Here is a 19,890-nt window from a genome sequence, read left to right on the forward strand (position 1 = left end):
GACAGATTTCCGGCCGGTCCAGGGCCTACTCGAACCGGGACGGATCCCCGGTGCCGACGCGCACTACCTCTGCGATACCGGAGGAAAAGTCGATCACGGTTGTCGGGTCGGGGCCGCAGTGACCGGAATCCACGACGCCGTCCACCTCGTGTTCCAGGCGGTCCTGGATTTCCCATCCCTCTGTCAGGGCTTCCTCCTGGCCGGGCAGCAGCAGCGTGCTGGACAGCAGCGGCTCGCCGAGATCCTCCAGGATCGCCTGCACCACCTTGTGGTCCGGAATCCGGACGCCGACGGTCTTTTTCTTGGGATGCAGCAGCCGCTTGGGCACTTCCCTGGTGGCGGGCAGGATGAACGTGTAGCTGCCCGGCGTCACCGACTTGATGGCCCGGAAAACGTCGTTGTCCAGCTGGACGAACTGTCCCAGCTGGGCAAAGTCGCGGCAGACCAGGGTGAAGTGGTGCTTGGCATCCAGCTGGCGGATAGTACGGATCCTGTCCAGGGCGTCCCGGTTGCCTACCTGTGCACCGAGGGCATAGCAGGAGTCCGTGGGATAGGCGATGAGCCCTCCGTCGCGCAGCATGGCCGTGATCTGGCTGACTGTGCGCGGCTGGGGATTGTCCGGATGAAGATCGAAATAGCGGGCCATGCCACGAGCTTACGCGGCCGGGCCACCGGATGGGCGCCGTGCGGGGCCAGCCGCCCTGCGCACACTGGACTCCGGCGGCCGCCGAAACCATACTTCACCGCATGAGCACACCCGAAGCGGTGCGGTCCCCGCGGGAGAAAAGCCTCATTCTCCTGGAGGCGGCGCTCGGGGCCGCCTCGCTGGGCTCCGGAACCCTCCTGGCCCTGCGCCCGGACGGTGCCTTCCTCCATTCCGGTCCCTCGGTACTGCGGAACACTCCGTTTCACAGCTGGCGGATGCCGGGACTGCTCCTTGCTTCCGGCTTCGGCGGGGGATACCTCCTGGCAGCCTTCCTGCAGTTGCGCCGGCACCGCTGTGCGCGGGCAGCCGGCATGGCAGCCGGATCGGCCCTGGTGGCGCTTGAGGCCTGGGAAGCCGTGTGGATCGAGTATCAGCCGCTGGTTGCCCTCTATGCGGCCGCCGGAGGGACCGTGGCGGTGCTGGCCTGGAAGGGCTAGGAGTCCTCCGGCGTTTCGATGGACACCATCCAGCTCGTGCCGAACCGGTCGGTCAGCATGCCAAAGAGATCGCCCCATGGGGCCCGCTCGAGCGGCAGCTGCATGGTGCCGCCGTCGAGCAGCCTGTCCCAGTAACCCCTCAGTTCCTCTGCGTCGGTGCCGCTGAGGGAGATGGAGTAGCTGCTGCCTTCATCAAGTTCCATGCTGTTTGGTGTATCTGAACCCATGAGGACAAACCCGTTGTCCGTGGTGAGGGAGGCATGCATTATCTTCTCTGCCTCGGAAGGATCGTCACTGGCATGCATTTCCGCGAAGGAAGTCATCTCCAGTGTGCCGCCAAAGACGTGCTGGTAGAAGGACATCGCTTCGGCAGCGTTGTCCCGGAAGCTCAGATAGGGGTTCATGAGGCTGGACATAGTGAGGTCCCTTCAAGTTGGTCCTGGGTAGATGGGCGGGGCTCTGATGGGTCAAAAGTATGCGCTTGGCCACACCGCGGCGGAAGGGGTCCGCAAAAATCCGCTTCCTGCCGGGGGATTGGTCTGCTGTGCCCTCTTCCCGGAGGCATTGCCCCGGCCCGTGCCCGTCGTAACGTAGAAAAGTTGGGTTAGGCAACCTTATTCAATTTCTGCGGGACGTAAGACGGAGTGGACAGTGGCAGCAGGCCAGAGCGAAGGGAACCGGCAAGGGGTGCAGGGGAGGCTGTGGACCAAGCCGTTCAGCCTCGCCGTGGGGGTGAACTTCTTCATCTCCCTGGCGTTCTACCTGCTCATGACCTCGATGGCCCTCTATGCGGTCCAGCGGTTCTCCGCCTCCGACACGGCAGCCGGCCTGACGGCAGGCGCATTTGTGCTCGGTGCGTTGGCCGCGAGGATCTTCGCCGGGAAGTTCCTGGATTTTGTGGGCCGGCGCCGGATGCTGCTCACCGGACTCTTTTTCTACACTGCGGCCTCCCTCCTGTACATCCCGGCCGACAGCCTGGCACTGCTGATCGCCATCCGGGTTATTCACGGTGCGGCGTTCGGGATGGCCAGCACGGCTATCAGCGCCTCCGTCATGGCCCTCATTCCGGTCGGGCGCAGGGGAGAGGGGACCGGGTACTTCAGCATTTCCAACACGCTGGCGACCGCCGTCGGGCCCTTCCTGGCAGTGCTCCTGGTGGACCGCACCAGTTATGACGTCCTGTTCATGGTCACCACAGGCTGCGCGGGTGCTGCCCTGGCGGTGGCTTTGCTGCTCCGGCTGCCCGAACGCACCCTGACGCCGCATGAGCTGGCGGCCAAGTGGCGGATGCGTCCGTCGGACGTCTTCGAGCCGCGCGCAGCAGCCGTTGCTTCGGTCATGCTCGTCGCCGGAGTGGCCTACTCCGGAGTGCTCACATTCCTGAACTCCTATGCGCAGGACCGGGACATGGTGGCGGCCGCCTCGGCCTTCTTCCTGATCTACGCCGGAATCGTGCTGCTCTCACGGTTCGTGGTGGGCAGGATCCAGGACTCACGGGGTGATAACGCCGTCGTATATCCGATCCTGGCGTCCTTCGCCCTCGGGCTGGGCCTGCTGGCGTGGGCTCCGAACGGCGCGGTTCTTGCCTTGGCGGGCGCCTTCGTGGGGCTGGGTTTCGGTGCGCTCATGCCCACCGCACAGGCAATTGCGGTCACGGTGGCTCCCGACCACCGGATGGGGATCGCAACCTCCACATTCTTCCTGGTCCTGGATGCGGGCATCGGCCTGGGCCCGTTCCTGCTGGGTCTGCTCATTCCGCTGACCGGCTTGACCGGCATGTACGCCATCCTGGCCGGGATGGTAGCCGCCTCCATGGTGCTCTACCACTTCGTCCACGGACGCAGGCAGCAGCCCGGGGCACCGGGATAGCCCAGCGGCTGCACAACGCTGACAAGGCGGCACCGGCGCGATAGCCTGCCTGGATGGCAGCGAAGGCGACAACCATTTCCGTTCCCGGGCCCGACGGCGAGCGCGACGTCAGGATCTCCAGTCCGGACCGTGTCCTGTGGCCGGAGCTTGGGTTCACCAAACTGGATCTGGCCGAGTACATCAAGGCGGTTGGTTCGGCGTTCGTTGCCGCCAACGGGGACCGGCCGCTTTCGCTGCAGCGGTTTCCGGAAGGAATCGACGGGGAGCAGTTTTTCTCGAAGAACCCGCCCAAGGGTGCCCCGGCCTACGTGCGCGATGTCAGGGTGGTCTATCCAAGCGCCCGTTCCCACCCCCAGCTGGTCATCGACGAACCCGCCGCGGCTGTCTGGGCGGTGCAGATGAACACCGTCGTCTTCCATCCGTGGCCTTCCCGTGCCGGCAACTCCGATAACCCGGACCAGCTGCGGATCGATCTTGACCCCCAGCCGGGGACCGGCTTTGACGACGCCGTCCCCGCCGCCCTGGCACTGCGTGAGGTTCTCTCCGAAGCCGGCCTTGACGCCTTCGTCAAGACGTCGGGCAACCGCGGACTCCACGTTTTCGCCCCCATCGAGCCTGTCCGGGAGTTCCAGGATGTCCGGCACGCTGTAATCGCCGCAGCCCGGGAACTGGAACGGCGGATGCCGGAGCAGGTGACGACGTCGTGGTGGAAGGAAGAGCGCGGCAAAAAAGTCTTCGTCGATTTCAACCAGGCGAACCGGGACCGGACCATGGCAGGTGCCTATAGTCCGCGCGCACTGGCGCACGCACCTGTTTCCACACCGGTCACTTGGGATGAACTGGAAAGCGTGGACCCCGGAGCGTTCACCGTCCTGACCGTCCCGGGACGCCTTGCCTCGGCGGGAGACCCCTGGGGAGCAATGTACGAGCGACCGGGGACGATCGACGCCCTGCTCGAGTGGTGGCAGCGCGACCTCGATGCCGGGCTGGGAGAACTGCCGTTCCCGCCGGACTACCCCAAGATGCCGGGGGAACCGCCGCGGGTCCAGCCAAGCCGCCGCAGGATGGAATAGCACGGGTGACTTAAATCACACCAGCAACGGGAAGCGCGGGCCGCACCCGGCGGTTAACCATGAGTGGCAATTGCACCAGACAGAAAGCAGCACTCATGAGCATCAGCAGCACCGACCTCCAGAACGAGTTCGTCGTGGACAACGCAGCCTTGGACACTCTCTTCCTGGAGGCACGCACGGCAAACACCTTCAGTGCCGAGGAGGTTTCCGATGAGCAGCTGCGCGCGATTTATGAGCTGACCAAGATGGGTCCGACGTCGATGAACATCCAGCCGATGCGGATCACCTGGGTGCGTTCCGGGGAAGCACGCGAACGGCTCGTGAAGCACATGGCTGAGGGCAACCAGGCAAAGACTGCTGCAGCCCCGGTGGCAGCCGTGCTCAGCTTCGACACCGAGTGGCATGAAGGCTTCCCGACCTTCTTCCCGCACGCTGCGGACCGCAAGGCCATGTTCGACGGCAACGAGGAACTGCGCACCGTCATGGGCAACAACAACGCCCATATGCAGGCTGCCTACTTCATCATGGCCGTCCGCTCAGTTGGCTTGGCCGCCGGACCGATGGGCGCTTTCGACGCCGCGGGCATCGATGCCGAGTTCCATTCCGGCACCAGCCAGCGCACCTTCATGGTCGTCAACATTGGCAAGCCGGGCGAGAACGCCTGGTTCGACCGCCTTCCCCGTTACGACTTTGACGCCGTAACCACCACCGTCTAGTTTTCCAGGCGGGAAAGGACCGGCTGCGGCCGGTCCTTTCTGCGTTTCCGGCACGCATTCTGCCCGCTGCCGGCCAGGACTCCCGTGCCGCCTTCTCCGCCGGCGGCTGGGATGGGAGGATGGCAATGGCCGAAAGGCAGGACACATGGCGACAATCACCGTGGTAATCCCTTCCCGAAACGATGCACCGTTCCTGGCCCGTTGCCTGGAAGCCCTCAGCTGCCAGACCAGGCCGCCGGATGAAATCCTGGTCGTGGACAACGGCTCCACTGACAACACTGCCGCTGTCTGCGAGGCAGCCGCCGTCCGGAGAATCACCGAAAACGTGCCGGGGATAGCGGCGGCCACAGCCTGCGGTTTCGACGCCGCCGGCGGTGACGTCCTCGCCCGGCTCGATGCCGATTCGGTACCCCCGGCGAACTGGCTTGAACGGCTGGAAGGCCTGCTGGGAGCCACAGGCGAGCTCACGGCCGTCACCGGACCGGGGGATTTCTACGGCGGCAACCGGGTCACCCGGTGGATCGCCGAGCATCTTTACATTGCCGGCTACCGCTGGTCCATGAACCTGCTGCTCGGCCACCCGCCGCTCTTTGGCTCGAACTTCGCCATGCGCTCCTCCATGTGGAAACGGCTGAGCGAGGCAGTCAAGCGCAGCGACGAACGTATCCACGACGACCTGGACATCAGTTACCACATCGCACCGGATATGGATGTGGTGTGGGTCGACTCCCTCCGTGTGGGGGTGAGCGCCCGTCCGCTGGAAAGCTGGAAGGGACTTGGGCGGCGTCTGTCGATGGCATGGCATACTTTCCGCGCCGAATTCGCGGAGGAAGCTCCGCTGAAACGGCGGCGGATGCGGCGGCAGCGGGCTGCCCCCAACGACCGCGCCGCCGCGCCCGAAACGGACTGATCCGCACTCGTCCGTACACCGGCCTGCGCGTTAGGCGGCCGGGTTGGAAGCCCGTTCATAAAGCGAAAGCAGATCCTGGGTGAGCTGGTGCGGATTCGTTTCGCACGGACTGTGCCCTCCCCGGTAGACGGCCAGCCGGGCGCCGACGGCGGACGCTAAGTCAGCATGCGCCTGGTTCGGCCAGATGTCATGCTCACCCACCGCCACGAGTTTGGGAACGGCGGCCTCGGCCAGCTGGGCGGCGAAGTCAGGAACATCACGCAGCAACCCCATAATGTCCTGGACAGACTCCCGCCGGGTCAGGGCAAAACGCTGGTGGACAAAGCGCATCCTGGCCTGCGGGACCCGGACAAAATTCCGTTTGACACCCCAGACGACCAGCGTGGCGCTCAGTTTCGAGGGCACCAGCGCAGCGAACGGACCCAGGACCGGGACTGCCCGGAACGAAAGGCCGGCGACAGGCGGTGTGCTCATCAGAACGACGCTGCGGAAGGCATCGGGCCGGCGCAGCACTCCCAATGCCGAGACGACGCCGGAAAACGAATGCCCCAGCACATGCGCCGGGCCGTTCAGTCCGGCGAGGACAGCCAGCAGATCCGCCACGTAGAGCTGGTAGTCGTAGTGCCTGCCGGGAGGATCCAGGTGCTCCGGGCCGGCTCGTGCGGACTCGTACTGTCCGGCAATGTCGTAGGACAGGACGTAGTAGCCGTTCGCCGCCAACAGCGGCATGACCAGCGAAAAATCCTCCTTGGACCCCATCACGCCGGGCACGAGGACGACGGCGGGTGAGGCGGGGTTCCCCATTGCAAGGGCGGCAAGTGATCCGCTGGGAGCCGTGAGCTGAACGCGGCGGGATCCGGCGGGCGGCACCGACCAGTCGATATCGGGGAGACGCGAGTCCAGGACGGCAGCAGGTGGGGAAACGCCCCAGGAACCGCCGCCGGACGCTTTCCAGCTGTCCTCCAGGGAAGCCATACCTAACGATAGCCAGCGCCTTGCCCGGCCGGGACTACCGGAGGCCCTTTACACCTTCCCGAAGCGAAGATCACAATGACGGCATCCAACTGCAGTCGCAGCGGAGACCCGTCCCACCCCGCAGGAGGGTAAGTCATGGAAAGTCCTACGCCCCGACCCGTTCCGGACCAGGGCATCAAAGACAAGCACCGTAAGCTCTGGGCCCTGGGTGACTACGGTGCAGTTGCCCGTGAGGTTATTCCCTCACTGGGTCCCATCCTGGTCAACGAGGCCGGAATCAAACCCGGGGACTACGTCCTGGACGTCGGTGCCGGAACGGGCAACGCCGCCATACCGGCTGTTGCCGCCGGAGCCTCAGCCGTGGCCCTGGACCTCACGCCCGAACTCATTGAACTGGGGAAGCTCAACGCACAGGAGCGCGGCGAGGAACTTCAATGGATGGTGGGCGACGCCGAGGACCTTCCCTTTGAACCAGGAACATTCGATGCCGTGATTTCGTGTGTTGGCGTCATGTTTGCCCCGAACCACGGGCAGGCTGCCGCCGAACTGGCCCGGGTCACCCGTGAAGGCGGCACTGTGGCGCTGCTGAACTGGACCCCGGAAGGCTTCATCGGGGAGATGTTCAAGATCATGCGTGAATACCAGGTGCCGGCCCCGCCCGCATCACCCGGACCTCCCATGTGGGGCCATGAGGACTACGTTGCTTCCCTCATGGACGGCCTGCTGGAAGGGCTGGTCAGCCACCGGGAGGTCCTGACAGTGAACAGGTTCGCTGAGCCGGACCACTTCCGGGAGTTCTTCAAAACGAACTATGGTCCCGCCGTCGGGGTGTATCAAGGCCTGGGCAAGGACATCGAGCGAAGCGCGGCGCTGGACCGTGAGCTCTCCGGGCTGGCCGAACGGTATGCACGGAGCACGGAGGACGGAATGGAGATGGACTGGGAGTATCTCCTCCTGCGCGGCAGTGCGCTTGGATCCTGACCGGCGGACGTTTTTCCACGCAGCCGGGCCGGGGATAGACTCTGACGTGCACCTCTCGTGAGCTTAGGAGTCGACCTTGTCCCGGAAACGCCGGCCCAATAAGTACGTTTACCGCTCGATTGTTCTGGCGGGCGTGGCAGCGGTCAAGCTGTTCCGTGTCCCGGTCATCGCTTCGGGAGTTGAGCACTTTCCAGCCGATGAAGTCATCAAGGGCCTGGACCGCAAGGTGGTGCCCGGCAAGGGAGCCGTTGTTGCCATCACGCACTTTGGGTACCTCGACTTCGTGTTTGCCGAATACCTGATCTGGAAGCAGATCAAGGTGCACATGCGCTACCTGGTCACCAAGAAGGCAGCCCGGAAGAAGTTTGTTGGTGCGGTTTGTGAATGGTGCGAACACATTGTCGTTGACCGTTCAGACGGCGCAGCCGCTTACACCGAATCGGTGGAGAAACTGCACCGCGGCGACTACCTTGCAGTGCTTCCGGAGGCAGGCGTGAGCCGGAGTTTCACGGTCCGGCAGCTGAAGACGGGCGCCGTCCGCATGGCGGCCGAAGCGGGCGTGCCCATCATTCCGGTGTCGGTGTGGGGTGGACACCGGATGCTGACACGCGGCCATGGCCTGAGCGTGAAGGCAGTCTGGAAGACCCCTGTCCGGATCCATGTGGGCGAACAGCTCTGGGTGGATCCGAACGCCTCAGTTACTGAGGAAACCGTGCGGTTGCAGAAGGTGCTGCAGGCTGGAATCGATGAATGCATTGACACATATCCGGAAGAGCCGCCTGCCGGTGCCTGGTGGATGCCCGTCAGCCGGGGCGGCTCGGCCATGACCCCCGAGGAGCAGGTCATCCTGGACGAAGCGGACCGCGCCAAGTACAAGATCACCGGGTAGCGGGTCCGGCGATGTCCTTTCCCCGCCGGGCATCGGTCCCTGTCCGCACCCGCCTTGCTGACGGTCGGGAACTGCTCTACTTTTTTGACGGCGAGCGCGACGGCGAGGGACGGCCACCCGCGTCCCTCCCGGACGACACCCGGGAGCTTCCCGCACGGCCCGCGACACCCGGGCTGCGCTATGACCGGCTCCTCGGGGAGTGGGTGTCCTATGCCGCGCACCGCCAGTCCCGCACGCACCTGCCCCCGGCCCGGGAATGTCCGCTCTGCCCGTCCTCGGACATCCGTGCCACGGAAATTCCGGCACGGGACTATGACGTGGCGGTCTTCGAGAACAGGTTTCCGGCCTTCGGGCCGGGGACCGACGGGCAACTGCGCCCTGCGGACGGGGCTTTCGAGGAACTTCCCGCCGCCGGGCGCTGCGAAGTGGTTGCTTTTTCCGCCGACCATACAGTGTCCTTTCCCGGCCTGACTCGCCAAAGGGTGCGGACCGTGATCGATGCCTGGACGCATCGGACTGCTGAGCTGTCCTCGCTTCCGGGGGTTGCGCAGGTCTTCATCTTCGAGAACCGCGGCGCCGAAATCGGCGTCACCCTGCACCACCCGCATGGGCAGATCTATGCGTATCCGTTCGCCACGCCGCGAACGCTCACCCAGCTGGACAGGGCTTCACGGTACCGGGCCGACGGACGCGGCGACCTGTTCGCTGATCTCCTGGCAGACGAGCTGGCCGACGGCAGGCGTATCGTTGCACGCGGCCGCTACTGGACCGCCTATGTTCCCTACGCCGCGCGGATGCCCGTTGAGGTCCACGTAGTCCCGCACCGTTCCGTTCCCGACCTCCCGGCCCTGACCCATGAGGAGCGCGGCGAGCTCTCGGGACTCTACCTGGACGTCCTGCAGCGGGTCGAAGGGCTGTATCCGACACCCTCCCCGTACATTTCGGCCTGGTACCAGGCTCCGGTGAACCACCCCCTGCGCGGGCAGTACCGGCTGCATCTCCAAGTCACGTCGCCGCGGAGGGATGCAGGGAAGCTGAAATACCTGGCCGGGTCCGAGGCAGCCATGGGTGCATTCATCGGGGATGTCGTCCCGGAAGACACCGCTGAACGCCTGCGTGGGGCACTCCCGCCGTTCGAGGCCTCCCGGGACCCGGAGGATCAGGGGTGACGGCGCCGGTGCAGGCAACAGCGGAGCGGTTCCGGGAGGTTTACGGCAGGGCACCGGCTGGTCTCTTTTCCGCGCCCGGCCGGGTAAACGTGATCGGAGAACACACCGACTACAACCTCGGGTATGTCCTTCCGGCCGCCATCAACCGGCGGGCCCGGATCGCCGTTGTGCCGAGGGAAGACGGTGTCCTGCGGATGGCCACCACGGGCGTCGGGGACCGGGCCCAGAGCAGTGTTGCCGAGCTAGCTCCCGGGGCGCTGCAGGGATGGAGCCGCTACGTTGCCGGTGTGCACTGGGCATTTGGACTTCGGGGGATCCCCGTGCCGGGCATGGACATCCTGCTGGACTCCGACGTCCCGGCCGGGGCCGGGCTTTCCTCTTCGGCTGCGATCGAATGCGCGGTGGCACTGGCCGCGAACGAGCTGTCCGGGGCCGGGCTTCCGGCGGAGGACCTGGTGCTGCTGTGCCAGCAGGCCGAAAACGACTTCGCGGGGGCGCCCACAGGTATTCTGGACCAGTCCGCGTCGCTGCTGTCCACGTCCGGGCATGCCCTCTTCCTGGACTGCCGCACCCGCGAGTCCCGGCCCGTCCGGCTCGACCTGGCGGGGGAAGGGCTGGCTCTGCTGGTCATCGATACCAAAGTGAGCCATGCGCATGACTCCAGCGGGTACGCCGACCGGCGGGCCGACTGTCAAAGGGCTGCGGAAACACTCGGGCTGGGGTCTCTCCGCGAGATCAGCCTGCCCGAACTGGTGCTGGCTGCACCGTCCCTGGATGTGCTTGCCTACCGCAGGGCACGGCATGTGGTGAGCGAGAACGCGAGGGTTCTCTCCGTCGTCGAACATCTTGACTCCGGCAGGCCCGCGGCGGGACTGGGCCCGTGGCTTGCCGCCAGCCATGAATCCCTTCGGGACGACTTCGAGGTCTCCTGTCCCGAACTGGACCTGGCGGTGGAAGCCGCCACGGCAGCCGGAGCGGCCGGGGCCCGGATGACCGGCGGCGGCTTCGGCGGATCGGCCATCGCCCTGGTGCCGGCGTCCGACGCCGCACGGATTGGATCCGAGGTCTGCCGGGCCTTCGTCCGGGCGGGTTTTCACGTGCCCGACGTTTTCGAGGTGGTACCGGAAGACGGAGCGCGGCGCGAGTTCTAAGACCCGCCGCCGGCTCCGCCGGTCCGCCTAGCCGATGGCTTCGCGGATGGGAGTATCGCCGTTGATGAACTCGATGAACTGCCCAATGGTGCCCGGCCGTTCCAGTACCTGCGCTGCGACCGCCGCAACATCCGTGCGGGAAACACTTCCGTCCTGCCCGGGGCCAACGCTGATCGCTCCGGTACCGGGATCATCGGTCAGGGCGCTGGGTCCCAGGATGGTCCAGTCCAGGCCGCTGTGCCGCAGGTAGTCGTCCGCAGCGGCCTTTGACTCCGCATAAGCGTAGAAGGCGTTGTCCTCGGGAACGCCGTGATCCTTGCCGGCACCCATGTAGGAGACCATGACGTAGCGGTTCACGCCTGCCTGCTTGGCGGCGTCGATCGAGCGGATCGCAGCGTCACGGTCCACCGCGTACGTCCGCTCAGGCGAGCCGCCGCCGGCACCGGCGGACCACACCACTGCGTCATGGCCGCCGAGCTTTTCGGCGATCGCGCCGGCGTCGAGCTGTTCCACGTCGGCCACAACGGGAACCGCGCCGGTGGACTGCACCTCGGCCACATGGTCGGGATTGCGGAAAAGCGAGGTGACCTGGTGTCCGTTCGACGCCAGGTCCTTGGCCAGCTGAAGGGCCACCTTGCCGTGTCCGCCGATGATTGCCACTCGTGCCATGTTGCTCCTCTCATAGGGACGTCCACAGAAGCATAAGCATACTTATGGTTGGTTTGTCGAAACCCGTCCCTCCACACGTCCCAGAGGGCACGTTTGCCACATCAGGTGCTTTCCGGCCGGGAGGTATGGTGCCGGTACCGTGTGCTGGCTAGTATCCGAAATGGCTCCGCGGCACCCAGCGGCCAGCCGACACCGGGCCGAAAGGATGTCTATGTCTACTGCAACCGCAGAAGCAGACCTCACCGTCCAGACCGCCGAGGGGACCGTCCGGGGTGCAACAGCCGGCGGCACCCGGACCTGGCGCGGAATTCCCTACGCAGCACCTCCGGTCGGTGAACTCAGGCTGCGCCTGCCCCGCCCGGCGGCGCCGTGGCGGGACGTCTTGGACGCAACGGAGTTTGGACCGTGGGCCCCCCAGCGGACACGCCGGCTGCTGGGAGGAGCGTCCCCCGGAACGCCGAGGAGCGAGGACTGCCTCACTATTAACGTCACCGCTCCCGTGCAGTCCTCCGGGGATCCACTGCCGGTGCTGGTCTTTTTCCACGGCGGTGCCTTCACGTCCGGTTCGGGCGCGATGGACATCGCTGACGGGACCGCGCTTTCTGCCGACGGCAACGTCATCATAGTGTCGATGAATTACCGGCTGGGTGCCCTCGGCTTCATGGACTTCCGTTCCTATTCCACTCCGGAACGGACGTTCGACGTGAACGTGGGACTTGCCGACCAGGTCGCCGCCCTGGAGTGGGTGCGGCGCAATATTGCCGCCTTCGGCGGAGACCCGGGAAACGTCACGATTTTCGGCGAATCGGCAGGAGCCATGTCCGCGCTGACCCTGATGTGCATTCCGTCTGCGGCCGGACTCTTCCACCGGGCGTTCCTGCAGAGCCCTGCACCTTCGTCAGCCTACGGCCCGGAACTGGCATCCGGATTCGCCTCGGAACTGCTGGGGCTGCTTGGCGTCGGGTCCGGCGGCGCGGCCGAAGCCCTGACGTCAACCTCCCCTGATGCCCTGGTGGACGCGGCAACGCAGCTCTCTCAGAAAATCACTCCTGACGCCCGTCCCGGAGCGCTGAGCTTTGCGCCCGTCGTTGACGGGTCGTTCCTGCCCCTTCACCCCATCGATGCCTTCGGGCAGGGCCTGGCTGCAGCCGTTCCCCTGGTGATCGGAACCATGGAAAACGAAGGAACACTGTTCGAGAAATTTGACGACGTCCTTCCGACCAACCAGGCGCGCATTGAAAAAATGTTCCAGCTGACGGCGCCTGAGCTGCGGGACCAGGTCATTGCCGGCTACCGCGGCTACCCGCATAAGAAGCAGGCGATTGAAGTTGGGGGCGACGCCGTGTTCTGGCACCCCTCCATCCAGGTGGCGCAGGCGCATGCAGAGCATGCTCCCACCTGGTCCTACCGGTTTGACTACGCTCCACGCACGGCCAGGCTGGCCGGACTGGGAGCTACCCACGGCCTGGACCTGGCCGCAGTGTTCGGCACCTATGATTCGGGACCCGGGAAGAACCTGGTGAGGCTCGGGAACAAGCGGACGGCGGCCAATGTTGCCCACCGGTTCCAATCCGCGCTGCTCCGGTTTGCGCGGACCGGCGCCCCGGGGCCGATGTGGCCGAAGTACGACAAGACATCCCGCCGGACCAAAATCTTTGACCGGTATGACCGGATTGAACTTGATCCCCGCGCCGGCAGGCGGAAAGCCTGGGACGGGTACCGCGGCTGGCGCTGAGTTACCCTGCACCGGTGGTCCCTGCCGGGCACATAAGATTAACCAATGACCGCTACACTCGTCGCCCGGGAGCTTTCCGGGGGCCACGCCCACCGCGTCCTGTTTTCTCAGCTCTCCCTCACGGTGGGACCCGGCGACGTCGTCGGAGTGGTAGGTGCCAACGGCGCCGGAAAGTCCACGCTGCTTCGAATCCTGGCAGGTGCGGCCGAGCCGATGGCGGGCACGGTGGAACGCCATCCCGTGGATGCCTTCGTGGGCTGGCTTCCCCAGGAACACGAGCGGGTCGAAGGCGAAACCGTGGCCGGCTACATCGCCCGGCGTACCGGAGCAGCGGTTGCCACCGCGGCCATGGAGACCGCAGCGGAGGAACTCGGTGCGGAAACAGCGGGCAGCGGGGACCGGTATGCAGCGGCACTGGAGACCTGGCTGGCCTCCGGCGCTCCGGACCTGGACGAACGGATGCCCGCCGTGCTGGCCGACCTGGGCCTGGACGTTGGCCCGGACGCCCTCATGACCGGACTCTCTGGTGGACAGGCTGCCCGGGTATCTTTGGCGGCCCTGCTGCTCAGCCGCTTCGATATCGTCCTGCTCGACGAGCCCACCAATGACCTGGATTTGGACGGACTGGCCAAGCTGGAGGAGTTCGTCCGCGGGCTGCGCGGCGGCGTCGTCCTGGTGTCGCATGACCGTGAGTTCCTGGCCCGTTGTGTGACCACCGTGGTGGAGCTGGACCTCGCCCAAAACCAGGTGGCAGTGTACGACGGCGGCTACGATGCCTTCCTGGAGGAACGGGCCGTGGCCAAGCGGCATGCGAGGGAAGCATACGACGAGTTTGCCGGCCGCAAGGCGGACCTTGTGGCCAGGGCCCGGACCACGCGGGAATGGAGTTCCCAGGGCGTGCGCAATGCCATGCGGAAGTCCCCGGACAATGACAAGATCCGGCGCAAAGCCAGCACCGAGTCCTCCGAGAAGCAGGCCCAGAAGGTGCGGCAGATGGAGTCGAGGATCGCTCGGCTGGAGGAAGTTGAGGAGCCGCGCAAGGAATGGCAGCTGCAGTTCAGCATTGCTCCTGCACCGCGGTCCAGTTCTGTGGTGGCAACCCTGAATGAAGCTGTGGCCCGGAAAGGCGATTTCACGCTCGGACCGGTATCCCTGCAGGTCAACGCGGGGGAGAGGATCGGGATCACGGGTCCCAACGGGGCAGGAAAGTCGACCCTGCTGGCGTTGCTGCGCGGCGTCCTGGAACCTGAGGCCGGCACGGCGTCGCTCGGTGCGTCCGTGGCGGTGGGAGAGATCGACCAGCTGCGCGGACAGCTTCCCGCCGGAGAGCGGCTGGCTGATGCCTTTGAAGCATGCGTTCCCGAGATGACCGCAGCGGAAGTGCGGACCCTCTTGGCGAAGTTCGGCCTGAAGGCAGACCAGTCAGGCAGCCTCGTGGGAGCGCTTTCCCCCGGGGAACGGACCCGGGCCGCGCTGGCGCTGCTCCAAGCCCGCGGAGTGAACCTCCTGATCCTCGATGAGCCCACCAACCATCTGGACCTTCCTGCCATCGAACAGCTGGAGGAAGCACTGGAAAGCTACGCGGGAGCTCTGCTGCTGGTCACCCACGACCGCCGGATGCTGGAGAACGTGCGGTTGGACCGGCTGTGGAACGTTGACGCCGGACGCGTCAGCGAAAGCTAACCGGCCCTCCTGCGGCCAGGGTCGTCGCAGCATGCCGGGCTGCAACGTGGGGAAGGCTGCAGCCCTCCGCCAGCAACCGCCCGGCGTCTTCATAGTGGGTCTTTTTTCCCAAACGCTGTGGCAGTTGTTAAAGATGTGATAATAGTTTCTAAAAGGCGTCACTGTCTCATGGATGATCAACAGTGACGCGGTCTCTCAGGGGAAAGAAGTTGTGATGGCTTCGATGAGCGCATGGATGACAGCTCAGCCAAGGTCGAATTACCAGCGTGCCAGCAGGACGCCGGCAGCACTGCGCATTATTGACGCGCCGGTCCTGCTCACTGTCTGGATGCTCTGCGTCCTGACGGACTGGTCGACGCCGGCAAAGGTGGCGCTGAACGCCGCAGCAGTCGCGCTGCTCTGTCTCAAGGAAGTTGCCGTCCACCGATACATGCGCCGCGAGGCTCCGGTCCCCAACCTCGTCCTGGTCCCCGCTCCCGCATAGCAGCCCGCCTCCCCAGTCGAAGGCTCTGGCCCTCACCGGGCAAGAAGCCTATCGTTGATAAGCGCGGTACGGTTCCCGGGCTGCCTGCACGGCTTCCGGCAGTTGCCCCGAAGCACGCTTTTCGCTCTCTCAGTACCTGCCCTTCCGGGATCCGGCCAACACGGCGCAGTGATGCGTTCTCCCCGGCGGAAGCAGGCGAAGCATGTCCCTGGACATATCAGCCCTGGAAATTGAGACGGCTAACGGATGGGTCCGCGGAATCGTGGACGACGGCGTACGCACGTGGCGGGGGATTCCCTACGCCGAGCCGCCCCTGGGCCACCTGAGGCTGCGTGCACCGCAGCTGCCGCAGAGCTGGCTGGGAATACGGGACGCCTCCACCTTCGGTCCAATCCCGCCCCAGTGGCGGGGAATCGCGCTGACCGGTTCACGCCGCCGTCCGCTGATGAGCGAGGACTGCCTGACGGTCAATGTCAGCGCACCGCTCGAGCCGCCCTCCAAGCCGCTTCCGGTCCTCGTGTACTTCTACGGCGGAGCGTTCAGCTCCGGTTCCTCAGCAGTGCGCACCTACCGCGGCGCTAACCTGGTTCGGACCGGCGAGGTCGTCTACGTCTGCCTCAACTACCGGATCGGCGCCCTCGGATTCATGGACTTCACGTCCTTTTCCACCCCCGAGCGCCCCTTCGATGCCAACGTCGGCCTGCGGGACCAGGTCGCGGCCCTCGCCTGGGTGAACCAGAATATTGCCGCGTTCGGCGGCGACCCGGACAACGTCACGATCTTCGGTGAGTCCGCTGGCGGGATCGCCGTGACCACCCTGATGTGCATACCGTCCGCAGCGCCCTATTTCCACAAGGCCTTCGCGCAGAGCCCGGCCCCGTCCGGAGCGTACTACCCCGACATGCATGAGCAGTGGGCCCTGGACCTGCTGGAGATCCTCCGGATTGACGAGGCACACGCAGCGCGCGCCCTGGACAGCATCTCCGCAGCGAAGCTGGTCAACGCCACCCGGGAAATGACGTCGAAGATCGGGCCGGTGCAGAAGCCGGGATCGCTCAGTGTTTCTCCCGTGATCGATGGGGACTTTCTGCCGCGCCATCCCATTGACACTTTCCTGGAGGGAGGGTCGTCGCCGAAACCGCTGGTCCTGGGAACCATGGCGCAGGAGGGCGCACTGTTCGCGAAGCTGGACAACATCCTGCCCTCCACCCCGGCCCGGATCGAGCGTATGTTTGCCGGCACCGATCCAGCCGCCAGGGACCGGATTGTCGCGGCCTACCCCGGATACCCGTCCAAGGAGCGGTCCGTGGAAATCAGCGGAGACCTCGTCTTCTGGTACCCCAGCCAGATGGTAGCCGAAGGGCATTCCCGGGTAGCGCCCACCTGGACCTACCGCTACGACTTCGCCACCAGGCTCATGAACCTGCTGGGCTTTGGAGCGACGCACGCCTTCGACGTTCCGGTCATGTTCGGCGAGACGAATGAGCGGACCATGCGTGCGCTTTCGCTGCTGGGCGGCATGGATGCGCTCCGGGAGCTTTCCGCACGGTTCCAGGGATCGCTGATCAGCCTCGCCAAGGAGGATTTGCCGGGCGAGGGCTGGCCGGAATACGAGGAACTGAACCGGCACACCCGCATCTTCGACACCGAGGACAGGATCGAATCGGATCCGTTCCCGGAGCGCCGTCAAGCATGGAAGGGATACCGGGGCTATGTATGAGCCGTCCCCATCCATGGAGTACCGGGCCCGGCCGTGAGAGTGTTAAGCAGACTTATGGTTTTGTCCTTCAGACCTGACGAGGAGCCAGCATGAGTTCACATTACGACGTCGTTGTCCTGGGAGCGGGGCCCGGCGGCTATGTAGCGGCGATCCGCGCGGCCCAACTGGGCCTGAGCGTTGCCATAGTCGAAGAGAAATACTGGGGTGGAGTGTGCCTGAACGTGGGCTGTATTCCCTCCAAGGCCCTGCTGCGAAACGCTGAACTGGCCCAGATCTTCACGCGCCAGGCGGGCGAGTTCGGGATGCACGGAGAGGTGAGCTTTGACTACGGAGCCGCTTACGACCGCAGCCGGCAGGTGGCGGACGGACGGGTCAAGGGCGTCCACTTCCTGATGAAGAAAAACAAGATCACGGAGTACGACGGACGCGGCGTGTTCAAGGACGGCCACAGCATGGAAGTCACGCTGTCCTCCGGCGGCACTGAGGAAGTCACGTTCGACAACGCCATCATCGCCACCGGAGCCACGGTCAAACTCCTTCCCGGGGTGGAACTGAGCGAAAACGTGGTCACCTACGAAACCCAGATCCTCAGCCGTGACCTGCCCCGGAAGATGGTCATTGTGGGTGCCGGCGCCATCGGCATGGAGTTCGGCTATGTCCTGCGCAGCTACGGCGTCGACGTAACCATCCTGGAGTTCATGGACCGTGCCCTGCCGAACGAGGACGCCGATGTTTCCAAGGAGATCACCAAGCAGTACAAGAAGATCGGGATCCCCATCCATACCTCGGCGAAGGTGGAGACGGTCACGGACAACGGATCGTCCGTGACGGTCAAGTACACGGACAAAGGAGGCGCTGAACAGAGCATCGATGCCGACCGCGTGATGATGTCTGTGGGCTTTGCCCCTCGTTTGGAAGGCTTCGGCCTGGAAAGCACCGGTGTGGAAGCCACTGACCGGGGCGCTATCGCGATCGACGACTACATGCGCACGAATGTGCCGCACATCTTCGCGATTGGGGACGTGACAGGGAAGCTCCAGCTGGCGCACGTCGCCGAGGCGCAGGGCGTCGTCGCGGCGGAAACCATCGCGGATGCCGAGACCATACCGCTGGGAGATTACCGGATGATGCCGCGGGCGACCTTCTGCCAGCCGCAGGTTGCCAGCTTCGGATTGACGGAAGCGCAGGCACGCGACGAGGGCCACGACATCAAAGTCGCAGTTTTCCCCTTTACCGCCAACGGCAAAGCCCACGGCCTCGGCGAACCTGTCGGTTTCGTGAAGCTGATCGCGGACACCGCCTACGGAGAGCTCCTGGGCGGCCACATGGTCGGTCCGGACGTCTCTGAACTGCTGCCCGAACTGACGCTGGCGCAGAAGTGGGACCTGACGGCGGCAGAGCTGGCGCGGAATGTCCATACGCATCCAACGCTGAGCGAGGCCCTTCAGGAAGCCTTCCACGGGCTCACGGGCCACATGATCAATTTCTGAGGCTCGGCGGCTTAGGACCCCGGCCGGCGGTACCGCAGAAGGAGGGTGTCTCCGCCCTGGAGAACATGTACCAGAGCGAAATGCTGCAGCGGGGTTTCCGGAGCGCCGGACGTGATCCTCGCAGCGCTGCCCGAGGTCATCCCGGGGCTGAGCGTGAGGCAGAGTTCATCGACCAGTCCGGCAGCCTGGAACGTGCCGAACAGCCTGGGACCGCCTTCGCACAGGATGCGGGAGAAACCCCGGTTCTGCAGCTCCCGCACCGCGAGCGCCGGCTGGACGTCCCGGGTGCCGGCCGCGACGACGTCGGCAACTTCCGCCAGCGCCGTCCGCCGGACTGCCGGGGCATCCTCGGAGGTGAGCAGGAGCGGACGCGCCGGGGCCTGCCTGAAGAAGGGTCCGTCCGGGTCAAGGTCCAGGCTCCCGGAGACGACCGCTGTGGCGGGGCGCGGCGCCATTCCCCGGGCCGCGCGCCAGGCTTGTCCCTGCCGGTCCAGGAGTTCCCCGGCGTACCCTTCTGCCCTCACGGTTCCGGCCCCCACCAGGATGACATCAGCGCTTCGTCTCAGCAGGTTGAAGACACGGTGGTCCGCGCTGTTGCCCAAACCGCCGGACCGGCCTGCCACAGCGGCGGCACCGTCCAGTGAAGCCACAAAGTTGAAGCGGACCAGGGGCCGGCCGGGCTCTTCCCCGGGGCTGTCCCACGTGTAGGCCGCGAGCAGGTCTTCGTCACTAAGCTCCGCGGCGGACCCGGCCGCAGCAATGGGGTCGCTCACGCCCCGCGGTCCGGTTTGTTGGTGTCCGGTTCATTGGTGTCGCCCATGTTGTGGCGCAGGTAGGCCGGTTCCCGCCATCCGAGGATTGCCTCAGTCATTCTGATGGTCCTGGCCGCAGCAGGCACGTCGTGCATGCGCAGGACCCTGGCTCCGTTCATGATGCTCGCAACGGCTGCCGCGAGGGTTCCCTCGGTCCGCTCGGACTTGGGCGCATCCAGCGTCTCTCCGATGAAGTCCTTGTTGGAGACAGCTGCCAGCACCGGGAACCCCAGCTCCGCGATCCGTGCGAGGCGGCGGGTGATCTCAAGAGAGTGCACTGTGTTCTTGTTTAGGTCATGGCCGGGATCAAGAATGATCCTCTCGGCAGGAACACCGAGTTCCTGGGCGTATGCGGCGCGCTGGTCCAGGAATTCGGCGACCTCGGCCGCGACGTCCTGGTACTGGGGCCGGGGATACGGGG

The 19,890-nt window shown here is 65.4% G+C and carries 20 protein-coding genes; 14 read left to right on the forward strand and 6 right to left on the reverse strand.

Annotated features, from left to right (window positions below):
* Nucleotides 1–25 precede the first annotated feature (25 nt).
* The gene (locus TVB01_RS12700; protein WP_422456264.1) at nucleotides 26–646 is read right to left on the reverse strand and encodes an L-threonylcarbamoyladenylate synthase; all 621 of its coding nucleotides are present in this window, start codon (nucleotides 644–646) and stop codon (nucleotides 26–28) included.
* A 101-nt stretch (nucleotides 647–747) separates the two neighbouring features.
* On the opposite strand from TVB01_RS12700, the gene TVB01_RS12705 reads away from it, so the two are divergent.
* Nucleotides 748–1,143: a hypothetical protein gene (locus tag TVB01_RS12705; RefSeq protein WP_422456265.1), complete on the forward strand. Its 396-nt coding sequence runs from the start codon at nucleotides 748–750 to the stop codon at nucleotides 1,141–1,143.
* Here the strand turns inward: TVB01_RS12705 and TVB01_RS12710 are convergent.
* Nucleotides 1,140–1,559, reverse strand: coding sequence for a VOC family protein (locus tag TVB01_RS12710; RefSeq protein ID WP_422456266.1), 420 nt, complete (start codon nucleotides 1,557–1,559; stop codon nucleotides 1,140–1,142). The two genes, TVB01_RS12705 and TVB01_RS12710, sit on opposite strands and share 4 nt — an antisense overlap.
* A 235-nt stretch (nucleotides 1,560–1,794) precedes the next feature.
* Between TVB01_RS12710 and TVB01_RS12715 the strand changes: the two genes are divergently transcribed.
* The 4 genes from TVB01_RS12715 (at nucleotide 1,795) to TVB01_RS12730 (ending at nucleotide 5,711) form a co-directional block, all read left to right on the forward strand.
* Nucleotides 1,795–3,012 carry an MFS transporter gene (locus TVB01_RS12715; protein ID WP_422456267.1) on the forward strand — a complete coding sequence of 406 codons (1,218 nt, stop codon included), beginning with the start codon at nucleotides 1,795–1,797 and terminating at the stop codon, nucleotides 3,010–3,012.
* A gap of 53 nt (nucleotides 3,013–3,065) precedes the next feature.
* Nucleotides 3,066–4,085: a non-homologous end-joining DNA ligase gene (gene ligD / locus TVB01_RS12720; protein WP_422456268.1), complete on the forward strand. Its 1,020-nt coding sequence runs from the start codon at nucleotides 3,066–3,068 to the stop codon at nucleotides 4,083–4,085.
* 95 nt (nucleotides 4,086–4,180) lie between these two features.
* Nucleotides 4,181–4,801: a malonic semialdehyde reductase gene (locus tag TVB01_RS12725; protein WP_422456269.1), complete on the forward strand. Its 621-nt coding sequence runs from the start codon at nucleotides 4,181–4,183 to the stop codon at nucleotides 4,799–4,801.
* Between the two features lie 145 nt (nucleotides 4,802–4,946).
* Nucleotides 4,947–5,711, forward strand: coding sequence for a glycosyltransferase family 2 protein (locus TVB01_RS12730; RefSeq protein WP_422456270.1), 765 nt, complete (start codon nucleotides 4,947–4,949; stop codon nucleotides 5,709–5,711).
* Between the two features lie 30 nt (nucleotides 5,712–5,741).
* Here TVB01_RS12730 and TVB01_RS12735 read toward each other — a convergent pair whose 3' ends face one another.
* Nucleotides 5,742–6,686, reverse strand: coding sequence for an alpha/beta fold hydrolase (locus TVB01_RS12735; protein ID WP_422456271.1), 945 nt, complete (start codon nucleotides 6,684–6,686; stop codon nucleotides 5,742–5,744).
* A 135-nt stretch (nucleotides 6,687–6,821) separates the two neighbouring features.
* Here TVB01_RS12735 and TVB01_RS12740 point away from each other — a divergent pair, with 135 nt between their 5' ends.
* The 4 genes from TVB01_RS12740 (at nucleotide 6,822) to galK (ending at nucleotide 10,876) form a co-directional block, all read left to right on the forward strand.
* Nucleotides 6,822–7,667 (forward strand): class I SAM-dependent methyltransferase, encoded by an 846-nt coding sequence (locus tag TVB01_RS12740; protein ID WP_422456272.1) that lies wholly within the window; start codon nucleotides 6,822–6,824, stop codon nucleotides 7,665–7,667.
* A gap of 76 nt (nucleotides 7,668–7,743) precedes the next feature.
* Nucleotides 7,744–8,556 carry a lysophospholipid acyltransferase family protein gene (locus TVB01_RS12745; protein ID WP_422456273.1) on the forward strand — a complete coding sequence of 271 codons (813 nt, stop codon included), beginning with the start codon at nucleotides 7,744–7,746 and terminating at the stop codon, nucleotides 8,554–8,556.
* Between the two features lie 11 nt (nucleotides 8,557–8,567).
* Entirely contained in the window at nucleotides 8,568–9,725 is a 1,158-nt protein-coding gene (gene galT / locus TVB01_RS12750; RefSeq protein ID WP_422456275.1) for a galactose-1-phosphate uridylyltransferase, read from the forward strand.
* On the forward strand, nucleotides 9,722–10,876 hold the full coding sequence (gene galK, locus TVB01_RS12755) for a galactokinase (RefSeq protein WP_422456276.1): 1,155 nt from the start codon (nucleotides 9,722–9,724) through the stop codon (nucleotides 10,874–10,876). Before galT ends, galK begins: the two co-directional genes overlap by 4 nt.
* A gap of 27 nt (nucleotides 10,877–10,903) precedes the next feature.
* Here galK and TVB01_RS12760 read toward each other — a convergent pair whose 3' ends face one another.
* Nucleotides 10,904–11,545, reverse strand: coding sequence for an SDR family oxidoreductase (locus TVB01_RS12760; RefSeq protein WP_422456277.1), 642 nt, complete (start codon nucleotides 11,543–11,545; stop codon nucleotides 10,904–10,906).
* Between the two features lie 211 nt (nucleotides 11,546–11,756).
* On the opposite strand from TVB01_RS12760, the gene TVB01_RS12765 reads away from it, so the two are divergent.
* The 5 genes from TVB01_RS12765 to lpdA all read left to right on the forward strand — a co-directional run bounded on the left by TVB01_RS12765 (nucleotide 11,757) and on the right by lpdA (nucleotide 18,657).
* The gene (locus tag TVB01_RS12765; protein ID WP_422456278.1) at nucleotides 11,757–13,280 is read left to right on the forward strand and encodes a carboxylesterase/lipase family protein; all 1,524 of its coding nucleotides are present in this window, start codon (nucleotides 11,757–11,759) and stop codon (nucleotides 13,278–13,280) included.
* A gap of 45 nt (nucleotides 13,281–13,325) precedes the next feature.
* Nucleotides 13,326–14,963: an ABC-F family ATP-binding cassette domain-containing protein gene (locus tag TVB01_RS12770; protein WP_422456279.1), complete on the forward strand. Its 1,638-nt coding sequence runs from the start codon at nucleotides 13,326–13,328 to the stop codon at nucleotides 14,961–14,963.
* Between the two features lie 214 nt (nucleotides 14,964–15,177).
* A complete protein-coding gene (locus TVB01_RS12775) occupies nucleotides 15,178–15,447 on the forward strand; it encodes a hypothetical protein (RefSeq protein ID WP_422456280.1) in 270 nt (89 codons plus the stop codon).
* A 202-nt stretch (nucleotides 15,448–15,649) separates the two neighbouring features.
* Complete coding sequence (locus TVB01_RS12780; RefSeq protein ID WP_422456281.1) at nucleotides 15,650–17,167, forward strand: carboxylesterase/lipase family protein; 1,518 nt, start codon at nucleotides 15,650–15,652, stop codon at nucleotides 17,165–17,167.
* A gap of 89 nt (nucleotides 17,168–17,256) precedes the next feature.
* Nucleotides 17,257–18,657 carry a dihydrolipoyl dehydrogenase gene (lpdA, locus tag TVB01_RS12785; RefSeq protein WP_422456282.1) on the forward strand — a complete coding sequence of 467 codons (1,401 nt, stop codon included), beginning with the start codon at nucleotides 17,257–17,259 and terminating at the stop codon, nucleotides 18,655–18,657.
* 11 nt (nucleotides 18,658–18,668) lie between these two features.
* Here lpdA and TVB01_RS12790 read toward each other — a convergent pair whose 3' ends face one another.
* Both TVB01_RS12790 and TVB01_RS12795 read right to left on the reverse strand, forming a co-directional pair.
* A complete protein-coding gene (locus tag TVB01_RS12790) occupies nucleotides 18,669–19,430 on the reverse strand; it encodes a pyrimidine reductase family protein (RefSeq protein ID WP_422456283.1) in 762 nt (253 codons plus the stop codon).
* The coding region (locus TVB01_RS12795) for a dihydropteroate synthase (RefSeq protein WP_422456284.1) at nucleotides 19,427–19,890 on the reverse strand (464 nt) is incomplete at its 5' end. The genes TVB01_RS12790 and TVB01_RS12795, both read right to left, overlap by 4 nt.

The sequence above is a fragment of the Arthrobacter sp. 7Tela_A1 genome (genome assembly GCF_049311065.1).
GTDB lineage: Bacteria > Actinomycetota > Actinomycetes > Actinomycetales > Micrococcaceae > Arthrobacter_B.